The organism is Streptomyces sp. NPDC025793 (genome assembly GCF_055558375.1).
Genome location: NZ_JBVHMR010000020.1, coordinates 1 through 13,140, shown reverse-complemented (window position 1 = coordinate 13,140; position 13,140 = coordinate 1). Strand labels below are relative to the sequence as shown.

Genomic DNA, 13,140 nt, shown 5'->3' with positions numbered 1-13,140 from the left:
GCGTGCGAGTGCGGGCTCAGTACCCGACCCGGAAGGTCGCGTCCTGCTGGTCCGTGGCCGTGGAGATCGGGTCGATGCGCAGGACGTAGTCGGAGTGGCGGATGTGGCGCGCCGGGTTGTTGTACGACCGGAACGAGGCCCAGCTCGCGTCCGCCAGGCCCGGTGTGCGGTAGAAGGTCGCGTCCCCGGCGAACGTGGACGTGCCGTCGCCGGCGTCGAGTCGGAGCCGGTAGTCGTAGTGACGCAGGTAGCGCGTCGGGTAGTTGACCGACTGGAAGGAGACGCCTGCCGGGTCCGCGAGACCGGGGACCAGCTTCCACTCCGAGTCGAGATACGGGTCGATGGGGTAGGCGTCGATGCGGCCCACGAAGTCGGAGTGACGGACGTAACGGTCCGGGTGGTTGTACGACTTGAGGCGGTTCCACTGCGGAGTGCCCCAGTAGGCCAGGAGCTTGGCGTACTCCGCCGAGGTGATCGCGTGGATGCCGCAGTGCTTGGAGTTGACCGGCTGGGTGTAGGTCTTCTGGTCGCGTGCGATCCAGGTACCCGTGGACAGGTCACCGGACTGCCAGACGTAGAAGACGCCGTTGGGGGTGTAGGTGTCGCCGTAGAGGTACCAGGTGCTGGAAGTCGGGGACTCGACCAGTTCCGGCGCCTCGGTGCCGCCGTGCGCGACGGCCGTGCCGAACTCCGTGAAGCTCCCCGGGGCGAGCGACGTGGAGCGGGCGCCCACCAGTGTCTGGTTCTTCTTGAAGTAGAGGTAGTTGACGCCGCCCACGCCTACCGCCATGTCGCCGTCGATGACGTCGTAGCCCGGGTCGAAGAAGACCTGGGGTGCGGAGGCGGTCAGGAAGTCGGTGGTGTAGTTCACCATGATGACGTTGTGGCCGCCGGCGTCGACGGCCGAGTAGATCACCGCGTACTGGCCCCGGCTCGCGTCCCAGAACGCCTCCGGCGCCCAGGCGTGGGTGTTCATGTCGTGCAGCTTCAGCCGGTGGTAGCCGGTGAAGGTGCACAGGTCGGTCGAGTACCAGACGTGGATGTACTGGCTGACGTAGTTCCAGTCGGTGCCCTTCAGGTCGGTGGCGAGGACGACGAACGTGCCGTCCTGCCTGCGCAGGACGAACGGGTCGCGCAGGCCGAGGTCGCCTTCGGTGGGCGTGACGACGGGGTTGTTCTGGTTCAGCGGTGTCCATTCCAGCGCGTCCTGGCTGACGGCCAGGTGGAGGCCGTAGTCCGTGCCGTCGCCGAGGCTGGTCGACTCGGTGAAGTAGCACATCACGTACGCCGGGTCGGCCGCCTGCGCGGCTGTGGCGCCGAGGCCCAGCGCGCCGGTCACGGCCAGGGGCGTGGCGGCCGTGAGGCCGAGGAACTGACGGCGGGAGGTGGCCATGCGTGCTCCAGGAGGGGTGCGGGCCCTTGAGGACGAACAACAGTCATGCTCGATATATCGAACGTAGTTCGGTGGGTCGCTCAGAACGTAAGGCGTGGCCATGTTCGCGTCAATAAGGTCAGACGAGTTTCCTCAGGTCGTCGACGGCGCTCTCGATCTCCGGCAGGGCCAGCATGGCCAGCCGGGCCTCGCGGGTCCGGGCGCGGATGTGTGCGTCGGTCAGCGTCTCGCGTACGGTCGCGGCGATGCCGTCCGGCGTGCTGTCGTCGGCCGCGCGGCCGAGCCCGAGCTCCTGCACGCGGCGCGCGTTGGCCAACTGGTCGCCGAACTGCGGCAGTACCGCCATGGGGGTGGCCGTGCGCAGCGACTCGCGGATGCTGTTGAAGCCGCCGTGGGTGAGGAACGCGTCGACGGACTCCAGCAGCAGGGGCTGGGGTACCCGGTCGGTGACGCGCACATGCGCGGGCAGACCCTCGGTGTCCGCCGGGAGGCCCGAGGTGGCGACGACGACGGTGCACTCCTCCAGCCGCTCGGCCGCCCCGATCATCGACCGCAGCGTCACCACCGGGTCGGGCAGCGGGACCGGCGGCTGCTCCTGAGCGGGCGCCGCGGCCGTCTGCTGCCGGATCAAGGGGAGCGCGGTGCCGAGCGCGGCGAACACCAGGGGGCGGTCGGTGGGCAGTTCCGCGATCCACCGCGGCAGGACCGAGCGGCGGTCCACGGCCACGGTCTGCCGGTACGCCCACGACGGGGGCAGGTGCCGGGCGAACGAGAAGGCCGCCGGTACGTAGTCGATGCGCCCGTGGGGGACGAGCGACAGCGGGTCCTCCTGGGCGGGCAGCCCCTGTTCCCGCCGTACGGCGTTGAGGCGGGGCAGCACCTGGGCGGCATCGACGGCGTTCCCGGCGCCCGACGGGGTGGGCAGCTGCGGGATGCCGAGGTGTTCCGCGATCAGGCAGGAGCCGAGGTCCATGCCGTCACGGAGGATCAGCTCGGGGCGGAACTCCCGTGCCACCGGCAGGATCCGCTCCAGGAGACTCCTGGCCATCGGCCCGGACATCGCCAGGAGCAGGGCCCGCTCCAGCAGACCCTGCCGCGCCTCTCCTTCCGGACCGGTCCGGGACGCCGACGCGAGCACGTCCGCCGTGATGAAGGACCCCACGGAGAACTCGCCGACGCAGGTGCTCACCCGGACGTCGTCCTGCGCGAACAGCGGGACGAGGGACGGAGCGGTGGCCACGAGCACGTCGTGGCCGGCCGCCGCGAGCGCCCGGGCCAGGGGCAACTGGGCGCGGCCGTGGGAGGGACTACCGAGCGTGGTGAACAGTACCCGCACGACAAACCTTTCTGTGCTGGCACAGAAGGTAAGCCGACGAAGGCCGGGCAGCAGGGAGGTGACGCACACTCAGCGCGCCGCCGCGCGGCCCGCCCGCGAGCGCGGGCAGTCCGCTCAGACGCGGACGCCGAACATGAACGGTCCGCCGATGGTGTCCATCGACTCGTACCGTACGACCGTGCCGGTCCGGGGGGCGTGCAGGATCTGGCCGTTGCCCGCGTACAGGCCGACGTGGTGCAGGTCGTTGAAGAAGAAGACCAGATCGCCGACCTGGAGCTGGCTCCGGGTGAGGCGGGTGCCGGCGCCGGTCTGGGCCTCGGAGGTGCGCGGCAGGGAGACGCCGGCCTGCGCGTAGGCCCACGAGGTCAGGCCGGAGCAGTCGTAGGAGGCGGTGCCGGTGGCGCCGTAGACGTACGGCTTGCCGAGCTGGCTCTGGGCGGCGGCGAAGGCGGCGGAGGCGCGGCCGGAGGCGGAGCCGGCGTCGCCGAGGTCCACGCGCTGGGTGGCGGAGCGGTCGGCCCGCGCCTGCTCGGTGGCGAGCGCGGCCTTCTCCTTGGCGGTCAGAGTGTTGAGCAGCTTCTGTGCCGCCGCGAGCTTGCTCTGGACTTCCTTCTTCCTGGCGCCCAGCTCGGTGCGGGTGGCGGCGAGGTCCTTGAGCTTCTCGGTGGCCTCGGTGCGCTCCTGGGTGAGTTCGCGCTGTCTGTCCTGGATCTTCTTCAGGGCCTCGACCTGCTGGGCGCTCAACTGGTCGAGCGTGGAGGCCCTGTCGAGGAAGTCGTCCGGGTCGGAGGACAGGAAGAGCTGGACCGAGGGGTCGATGCCGCCGGAGCGGTACTGGGCCGTGGCCAGCGAACCCAGGCCGTCGCGCAGCCTGTTGAGATCCTGCTGACCCCGCGCGACGCCGTCCTGCAGGGTGGAGATCTCCTTCTGCAGCTTCTGCTGCTTCTCCTTGGCCCCGTTGTACTTCTCGGTGGCCTGCTCCGCCTGCTCGTAGAGCTCGTCGACCTTCGCCTTGACCTCGTCCTTGCCGGGCTTCTCGCGCGGCGCGGCATCGGCGGCGTTCGCACTGAGCGCGACGGCAGCGGCGGCCGCGGTGGTCAGCACGGTCACACGGGTGCGGCTCGGCTGCTTGGGTCGACGATGGGACGCCACAGGGGTGAGCTCCTTCGGCCTTGAGTGATCACCTGAGCGAGGACTGGAGCATGACCTTAATGACTTTCCCATGGAGAGATCAAATGTTTGCATGAAGGATCTTGCCTGATGGGCACGTCGGCACGCCGCGCGGTTCACGAGTTCGAGTGGATCTTACGCCCGCGCCATTCCCGGGAACGTCCGATATGGCGCACTCTGGGTGCCCAACTCCCCGGCGGAAGGACCGACTTGAGCACAGGCAGTGATCCTGACGAACCCGCCTCCGACGAACCCCCCTCCGGCAAACCGGCCGAGGAACTCCGGTTCGAGTCCCCTCGGCTCACCGTCCTGCGCCGCCACCCCGTCACCACGTGGGGGATGGCCCGGCGGCTGCCGTACCTCATGCGCCGCGCCCTGGCTCTCGCCTGGAAGATCGACCGGCGGGCCGTCGTCTCCCTGCTGACCTGCCAGGGACTCTCCGCCGGTCTGGAAGCGTTCGGCCTGGTCGCCACGACCAGCACCATCACCGCGCTGGTCGCCTCCGGGCACATCCAGGACCGGCTCACCAGCGCCGTCCCGGCCATCACCGCCCTCGCCGTCGCGGCCGGCGCCCGGGCGCTCCTCGCCATCGCCATCACGAACCTGTCCTGGCGGCTGTCCCCGCGGATCTCCCGCGAAGCCGAGCTGGAGATGCTGAACGCGGCCGTGGCGGCCGAGCTGACCGCCTACGACCAGCCGGGCTTCAACGACAGGTGGGACAACGCCGACCGGGGCGCCGAACTCGCCCAGGACCTGATCACCCAGTCCCAGCAGCTCATGGCCTGCCTCGCCTCCATCATCGCCGCCGCCGGCGTCCTGACCGCCTTGCACCCGGTCCTCCTCCCGCTGCTCCTCCTGGCCGTCCTCCCGCAAGGGCTCGCCAGCATGAAGAGCGCCCAGGTCACCTACGAGGCCAGCCGTGCCATGTCGTCCGAGCGGCGCATCCTCGCCCTGCTGCGCTGGTACATCGTGGACAAGGAGACCGCCGACCAGGTCCGGGCCGGCACCATGGCCCCCTTCCTCCTCGGCCTGTACCGGAAGATCGGCGCCCGCGTGGACACCATCACCGACCACGCCATCAACCGGGGAGGCCGCTTCCAACTCCTCGGCGCCCTCGCGGGCGGCGTCGGCTCCCTCGTCGTCTGGAGCGCGCTCGCGGCACTCCTGGCGACCGGCCACATGTCCGTGGCCTCCGCCGGAACCGCGGTGTTCGCCCTGCGCACCGTCGGCTCGTCCCTGCGCGGCCTCGTCGGCTACGGCACCCAGCTCTTCCGCACCGGCCTGTACTTCGACGACTGGGTCGACTTCATCGAGGAAGCCGGCGGCCACCGCATGAACCGCGGAACCCGCTCTCCCGCCTCCCCGGACACCGTCAGGACGGAGAACCTCACCTACGTCTACCCCGGTGCCGACAAGCCCGCACTGGACGGCGTCACCCTGGAGGTCCGCCGCGGCGAAGTCCTCGCCCTGGTCGGCGAGAACGGATCCGGCAAGACCACCCTGTCCAAGCTCCTGTCCGGCCTGTACCTGCCCACCCGCGGCCGCGTCACCTGGGACGGCCGCGACACCGGCGAGTTCGACCCCCACGCCCTGTGGCAGCAGACCGCGGTCGTCCCCCAGGACTTCGCCCACTGGCCGCTCACGGCCCGTGAGAACATCACCCTCGGGCAGCCCCACGGCGGCGACCGGACCGTCCACCGGGCCGCGGAACGCGCCGGAGCCCACGAAGTCGTCGACAACCTCCGCAGCGGCCTGGACACCCTGCTCGCGCGTGAATGGTTCGGCGGCGTCGAGCTCTCCGGCGGACAGTGGCAGCGCATCGCCATCGCCCGCGCCTTCCACCGCCGAGCCGGACTCCTGGTCATGGACGAACCGACCAGCGCCCTCGACGCCCGCGCCGAACACCGGATCTTCACCGGCCTGCGCGAAGTCGCCGAGGACCGCGCCGTCGTCCTCGTGACACACCGGCTCGCCAACGTGGCCATCGCCGACAGGATCGTCGTCCTGGACCACGGCCGGATCATCCAGACCGGAACCTTCGAAGAACTCACCACCACACCGGGCCTGTTCCGCGAACTCTGGCTCCTTCAGAACGACCGCGCCATCCCCGCCCAACGCGCCGACACGGAGAAGGACGCAGGGAAGGACACGGAGAAGGAGCAGTCGGCGTGACCGCGACGGCCCTGCCCCGCCGTTGCGGATCAGGGGCGCTCAGCCGCGTTCGGCGATGACGTCACCTTCCGGCACAGGGCGACCACCTGATCCAGCGTGGGCTCTCCCACGATCTGCGCCAGCTCCGCCATGAAGGCTTCCTCTCCCTCGGCGTCCAGCACGGACCGGCACACCCCGGCGATCATGGTGAGCAGGGACAGCGAGTCCCCGCCCAGCCGGTGGAAGTCCGAGCGGCCCTCCAGCCGGGAGCGCTCCACCCCGAGGGTGCGTGCCCACACCTCGGCCACCGCCTCCTCCATCGGGTCGAGGGGCCCCTGCGGAGCCGCGACCGCGTCCGCATCGGCCCCTGGAGCCTCCCCGAAGGCGTCCGGAAGGGCCTTCGTGTCGACCTTGCCGCTCACCGTGTAGGGGAGTTCGGACAACGCCGTGATCGCCGCGGGAACCATGTACCGGGGCAGACGCTCCGTGACGTACGCCGTCAACTCCTTCGTGAGAGAGTCCCGCTCCTCCGCTGCGAGGCCGGTGACCACGTACGCGTACAACGCCTTCGACGTACTCCCCGGCCGGGCCTTGGCGATCACCACCGCCCGTGTCACCTCTGGATGGTCCTCCAGTGTCCGCGCCACCTCGGCCGGCTCGACCCGGTGGCCTCGCACCTTCACCTGGTCGTCGATGCGCCCGACGAACTCCAGGCTGCCCGAGGGCGTCACGCGGGCGAGGTCACCGGTCCGGTAGACCCGGCTGCCGTCGGCGAGACGGACGAAGCGTTCACGGTCCAGATCGGGACGGCCCAGGTATCCACGGGCCAGTTGCACGCCGCCCAGGTACATCTCCCCGACCTCCCCCGGTGCCACGAAACGGCGCCCCGCGTCCAGCAGATGCACACGGGTGTTGTCGCCCGGCAGCCCGATCGGTACGGCGATGCCGGTGTCGTCGCCGGCCCTGAAGGTGTGGGTGGTGCAGCCGATCGTCGCCTCGGTGGGACCGTAGAGATTGATGATCCGGCACTGCGGCCCGAACATCTCCTGGGCCCGCGCGGCGACTTCCACCCGCAGTTGCTCACCGACCACGACCACGCTGCGGTACCCGGTCGGCGCGATGCCGAGCTGCCCGATGAGGTCCAGATGGGACGGTGTCAGATTGAGCATGGTGGCGCCGGAGTTCTGCAGCAACTGCCGCAGCGACAGATGGCTCGGCTCCTGCGGCATCAGGACGACCTCTCCGCCCGCCAGCAGCGGCAGGAAGACCGAGGTGCCCGTGACGTCGAACGACGGAGAGGTGACCAGCGGCAACCGGGTGTCCGCGGCCACCCCGAACTCCCGTGTGGCCCACTCGACATAGTGCGTCAGGCTGCGGTGCTCGATCTGCACACCCTTGGGCCGGCCGGTGGAGCCGGAGGTGTAGATCACGTAGGCCAGGTCGTCCGGGGACACCTCGACGTCCACGAACGGCGGTTCGTCGCCGTCCTCCGGACCGGCAGGCGCCGCCAGCTCGCCGAGCGCCAGCCGCTCACAGCCCTCCGGTACGACCGCCCGTTGCCCGTGGGCCTCCTGTACCAGGCAGTACGCCGCCCCCGCATCCGACAACAGGCCGGCCAACCGGGCGTCCGGATGCTGCGCGTCCAACGGCAGATAGCAGGCACCCGCCCGCAGGACTCCCCACACGCCCGCCACCAGTGCCGCCGAACGATCCGCGAGCAGTCCCACCACCGTCCCGGGACCCACGCCCCGGTCCCGCAGCGCCCTGGCCACCGCGTCGGCCCGTCGGCTCAACTCGCGGTAGGTCACCGGCCCTTCGGGACCGCTCAGCGCGACACGGTCCGGCGTGCGCCGCACCTGCTCGCGGAAGCGCCGCACCACCGAAGCGCTCGACACCAGCTCGCGCGCGGTGTCGTTACCCGTCCACACCCGGTTCGCCCGGGGCGACAGGGCCTCCTCGACCACGTCCAGCAGCGCCTGCGCGCGCTCCGCGATACCGGGTCCGTCCTGCCATGTCACGGTCACCTCGGTCCGGCCACCGCTCTCGACCATGTCGATCGAGGGCGGTGCCCCGGGGCCCGTACCGCCCAGCGCGTACAGGGCCGTCGCCGTGAAGTCGTCCGCGTCGAAGGAGGCGAGGTCGTAGGTGCCCAGATGCGTGACGTGGGACAGCGCGGAGTACCGGTTCTTCCGCACGGCGGTCCGGTCGACCGCCGAGGTGAACATCCGGATCAGCGGCAGCGGGGTCTTCAGCATCTTCGGGTCCGTGCGCACCGCCAGCTCCGCGCCGTCGGCGAGCGCCTTGAGGGCGCGTCCGTGCACCTCCTGCCAGCTGTCCCCGGCATCGACGCCCAGCACGAACGCCTGCGACAGCCAGGCCGTCGAGCGGATCCCGGGTGCGTGCCGGCGCAGGTCGACGGGGACCATGAAGCGGCCGTTGCCGTCGGGGCCGTACGCCGCGGCCACCGCCGCGGCCACCTTCGCCGTCGCCGCCGGGTGGCTTCCGTCGACCGACCGCCGACGCCAGATGATTCCGGACGGCCTGCGCGGCAACGGGCCCAGCGGCGAGGACCAGAGCAGTTCACCGACGTTCCGGGGGACCGGCGGCGGCCCGCCGGGCAGCTCCAGGTCTTCGAGGAACTCGTCCCTGCTCAGCGTGGACGGCGCACCCAACGGCTCCGAGCCCCGCAGGACCCGGAACACGTCCTCGATCCACAGCATCAGCCCACGGGCGTCCGTGACGCCGTGCGACGCCCGGAAGACGACGGTGACGGACGCCTCCGCGCAGTCCGGACCCTGCGTGCCGCCCGGGAAGACGAGCACCTCGAACGTGGACCCCGGACTGCGCAGTACGTCCCGCAGCGCGGGCGCGTCCAGCAGCCGTGCGTCGAACGAGCCCGCCTCCGTGACCCGGACACGCGGCGGAACACCGCTGTCGACGAGGTGGCGGCCGTCGCGCACCAGTCTGGTACCGGGACTGGCCTCCGAGGCACGGGCCACGGCGTCGGCCAGCCGCCGCTCGTCCATCGTCCCCGCGCCCTCCACCACGAACTGGACCATGTTGGAGTGACGGGGCGCCATGCCCGCGTAGAGCCACTCGCCGGCGGACATCGCCCTGCGGTAGCCGTGCTGTTGTCGAGAGATAGGACTCATTTTGGCCTCCGGACCGGGTCCACCGTGGAGCCGGGCCCGCGTATTTTCGGCCGCCGGGCACTGGGGGTCCTCCTAGGAGTTGACGGGAACCGACACACCGGTTTCACCGTCGCTTCGTCCGGGAACGGGGCCGGGCCGAAAACGCCCGTACGCGGCGCCGCAGTACTAGGCAAACCCCTAACGAGGTCGTGGCGATACTGACGCTGCGATTCCATGCTGCGGCGTGTTGAAGGCCCGTGCGCGGCACGACCGTTCGGCTTGTCGGCGGCACCACACTTCCGTTCCCCACGCGATTGGAAACCGAGAGGCGTGAGCGTCACGTTGCGTACTGACCTGATCCGGCCGCTGCATGAGCTGCTCACCGACCATGCCCGTCGCTCCCCGGAGAAGACCGCGTTCCGGGACGCACGGCGCTCCGTGACGTACGGGGAACTGGAACGACGCACGCGCCGACTCGCCGGACACCTGGCGGACCTGGGCGTCCGGCGCGGCGACCGGGTACTGCTGCGCATGCACAACAACGTCGAGATGGTGGAGGGTTACGTCGCCGTCGCCCGCGCCGGTGCCGTCGGCGTCCCCGTCAACCCGCAGTCCACGGACGCCGAACTCGCCCACCACATCGACGACAGCGGCGCCGTCCTGGTCGTCACCGCGGCCGCCGGAGCGGAGCAGGTTCTCAGGATCGCCCGGCGCGGCGAGGCGGTCGGCGTCGTCGTGGCCGGAACCGGCCGGACGCCCGGCGGGCTCCCGGACTTCGACACCCTCGCCACCACCGAGCCGGACGGCGCGGCGCGCGACGACCTCGGTCTCGACGAACCGGCCTGGATGCTCTACACCTCGGGCACCACGGGCCGTCCCAAGGGAGTGGTGTCGACCCAGCGGGCCTCGCTGTGGGCGACCGCGGTGTGCAACGCGCCCATTCTCGGCATGACCGCCGACAGCCGGGTGCTGTGGCCCATGCCGCTGTTCCACGCGGTGTCGCACAACATCGGCGTGCTGGGCGTACTGGCCGTCGGCGCCACGGCACACATCATGCAGGGCGCGGCACCCGACGAGATCCTGAACGCCGCACGCGAGGACCGCTCCACCTTCCTGGTCGCCGTACCGACGCTGTTCCACCGCATGGTGGACGTGGCCGGGGAGAGCGGCACGGGCCGTCTGCCGGACCTCCGCGTGTGCATGGTGGCCGGCTCCGCCTGCCCGGCGTCGCTCCACGAGGCCTTCGAGACCACCTTCGGCATCCGGCTCCTGGACAGCTACGGCAGCACCGAGACCGGCGGAGCGATCACCACGCACGCGCCCGGCGGACCTCATGTCCCGGGCTCCTGCGGACTGCCGCTGCCCGGACTCGGCCTGCGCCTGACGCACCCCCGCACGGGCGAAGAGGCCGTCGGCGCCGAGGAGGGCGAGGTGTGGGTCAACAGCCCGGCCGTCATGCTCGGCTACCACAACCAGCCCGAGGAGACCGCGGAGGTGCTCCAGGACGGCTGGTACCGCACCGGTGATCTCGGCCGCCGGGACCCGGCCGGCTACCTCACCATCACCGGGCGGGTCAAGGAACTCATCATCCGAGGCGGGGAGAACATCCACCCCCGGGAGGTCGAGGAGGTCCTGGTCCGGGTGCCCGGCGTGGCCGACGCCGCCGTGGCCGGTCAGGCGCACGACGTGCTCGGCGAGGTCCCGGTCGCCTATCTCGTACCGGGCCCCGAGGGCCCCGAAGGCATCGACCCGCGCACCCTCCTGGAGACCTGCCGCCGGGAGCTCTCCTACTTCAAGGTGCCCGACACGTTCCACACGGTCGCGGAGATCCCCCGCAACGCGGCGGGGAAGACCGCCCGCGCACGACTGGCCGAGCTGCCCGCCACGCTGCTCACCGTGAACCCCTCGGTCGGCCTGAGGCCGGACGCCCAGGCGCCCGCCGACGCCGACACGACGACATCCGGTACGGCCGCGCCGCTCGTGGACATCGCGCTGCCCACCGGGAGCAGGGCGCTGCTCGACCTGGTGCGGTCCGCCGTGGCCGAGGTCCTCGGATTCGGCTCCGCCCAGGAGGTGGACCCCGACCGGGCCCTGCACGAACTCGGCTTCACCTCGCTGGCCGCGGTGGCCCTGCGCGACCGCCTGTCCGCCGCGACCGGCCGCACCCTGTCGGCCGCCCTCGCCTACGACCACCCGACGGTGAGCGCGCTGGCCGCCCATCTGGCGGACGAACTGCTCGACACCGCACCCCCGGTGGACGACGCGGCGCCGCTGCCCCACGACCCGGACGAGCCGGTGGCCATCGTCGCGATGGGCTGCCGATACCCCGCGGGCGCGCACTCACCCGGGCAGCTGTGGGACCTGCTCATGGCCGAGACGGACGCCGTCGGCCCGCTGCCGACGGAGCGCGGCTGGGACCTCGACCGGCTCCTGGACCAGGAATCCGGCGGCGCCGGCACGTCGTCCGCGCGTCAGGGGGCGTTCCTGGAGGACGTGAGCCGGTTCGACGCCGCGTTCTTCGGGATCTCGCCGCGTGAGGCGCTGGCGATGGATCCGCAGCAGCGGCTGCTGCTGGAGACCGCCTGGGAGACCATCGAACGCGCGGGCATCGCGCCGCCCTCCCTCAAGGGCAGCCGGACCGGCGTCTTCGCCGGAGTCATGCACGGCGGCTACGGGCCCGGACTCTACGAGCGCGCGCCCGAGAACCTGGAGGGATACCTCGGCAACGGAGCCGCCGCCAGCATCGCCTCCGGGCGCATCGCGTACGCGCTGGGCCTCGAAGGACCGGCCATCACGCTGGACACGGCGTGCTCGTCCTCCCTGGTCGCCCTGCACCTGGCCGCGCAGTCGCTGCGCCTGGGCGAGTGCACGCTGGCCCTGGCCGGCGGGGCGACGGTCATGTCGACGCCCGCCGCACTCGTCGAGTTCAGCAGGCAGGGCGCCCTGTCCGCCGACGGCCGCTGCAAGGCGTACGCGGCCGCCGCCAACGGCACCGGGTTCTCGGAGGGCGTGGGACTTCTGCTGCTGGAGCGGCTGTCGGACGCGCGACGCAACGGCCATCCGGTGCTGGCGGTGATCCGCGGTTCGGCGATCAACCAGGACGGTGCGTCCAACGGTCTGACGGCGCCGAACGGCCTGGCGCAGCAGCGCGTCATTCGCACGGCCCTCGGCAACGCGGGCCTGAGCCCCGACGACGTCGACGCCGTCGAGGGCCACGGCACCGGCACCACGCTCGGCGACCCCATCGAAGCACGGGCGCTGCTGGCCACGTACGGGCAAGGACGTTCGGCCGACCGGCCGTTGTGGCTGGGGTCGGTGAAGTCGAACATCGGTCATACGCAGGCCGCCGCGGGTGTGGCGGGTGTGATCAAGATGGTGCAGGCGATGCGCCACGGCGTGCTGCCGCGCACCCTCCACGTCGACGCGCCGTCCCCGCACGTCGACTGGACCACGGGAGAGATACGACTGCTGACGGAGACGCGCTCCTGGCCGGACACCGGACGTCCCCGTCGGGCGGGCGTGTCCTCCTTCGGCGCCAGCGGGACGAATGCGCATGTGATCGTGGAGGAGGCGCCGGGGGGTTCGGGGTCGGGTGCTGTGGGTGGTGTGGGTGGGGCTGGTGTGGTGCCGTTGATGGTGTCCGCGCGGGGTGAGGGGGGTGTGCGGTTGCTGTCGGAGCGGTTGGTGGAGTTCTTGGAGCGGTATCCCGAAGTGCCGGTGCGGGACGTGGCGAGTGCTCTGGCGGGGCGTTCGGTGTTCGAGCGTCGTGCGGTGGTGGTGGGTGGTTCGCGGGATGAGCTGGTGGCGGGGCTGCGGGCGGGTGGGTCGGGGGTGTTGTCCGGTGGGGGGCCGGTGTTGGGGGATCCGGTGTTCGTGTTTCCGGGTCAGGGTGCGCAGTGGGTGGGGATGGCGGTGGAACTCCTTGACTCCTCGCCGGTGTTCGCGGCTCGGTTCGCGGA

At 71.3% G+C, this 13,140-nt stretch carries 6 protein-coding genes; 2 read left to right on the top strand and 4 right to left on the bottom strand.

Annotation, left to right across the window (positions count from 1 at the left end; genetic code table 11):
• Positions 1 to 16 precede the first annotated feature (16 nt).
• From ACZ4MF_RS31085 to ACZ4MF_RS31075, 3 genes are all read right to left on the bottom strand, one after another.
• The gene (locus tag ACZ4MF_RS31085) at positions 17 to 1,393 is read right to left on the bottom strand and encodes a glycoside hydrolase family 43 protein (RefSeq protein ID WP_467495334.1); all 1,377 of its coding nucleotides are present in this window, start codon (positions 1,391 to 1,393) and stop codon (positions 17 to 19) included.
• A 118-nt stretch (positions 1,394 to 1,511) separates the two neighbouring features.
• Positions 1,512 to 2,729, bottom strand: a complete 1,218-nt coding sequence (locus ACZ4MF_RS31080) for a glycosyltransferase (protein ID WP_467495332.1) — start codon at positions 2,727 to 2,729, stop codon at positions 1,512 to 1,514.
• Between the two features lie 114 nt (positions 2,730 to 2,843).
• Positions 2,844 to 3,881, bottom strand: coding sequence for a C40 family peptidase (locus ACZ4MF_RS31075; RefSeq protein WP_467495330.1), 1,038 nt, complete (start codon positions 3,879 to 3,881; stop codon positions 2,844 to 2,846).
• Positions 3,882 to 4,109: 228 nt separating this feature from the next.
• Between ACZ4MF_RS31075 and ACZ4MF_RS31070 the strand changes: the two genes are divergently transcribed.
• Positions 4,110 to 6,071 carry an ABC transporter ATP-binding protein gene (locus ACZ4MF_RS31070; protein ID WP_467495328.1) on the top strand — a complete coding sequence of 654 codons (1,962 nt, stop codon included), beginning with the start codon at positions 4,110 to 4,112 and terminating at the stop codon, positions 6,069 to 6,071.
• A gap of 29 nt (positions 6,072 to 6,100) precedes the next feature.
• Here the strand turns inward: ACZ4MF_RS31070 and ACZ4MF_RS31065 are convergent, their stop codons facing one another.
• Positions 6,101 to 9,202: a non-ribosomal peptide synthetase gene (locus ACZ4MF_RS31065; RefSeq protein WP_467495326.1), complete on the bottom strand. Its 3,102-nt coding sequence runs from the start codon at positions 9,200 to 9,202 to the stop codon at positions 6,101 to 6,103.
• A 309-nt stretch (positions 9,203 to 9,511) separates the two neighbouring features.
• Here ACZ4MF_RS31065 and ACZ4MF_RS31060 point away from each other — a divergent pair.
• Positions 9,512 to 13,140 (top strand): type I polyketide synthase (locus ACZ4MF_RS31060; protein ID WP_467495324.1); only part of this gene is annotated, 3,629 nt, incomplete at its 3' end.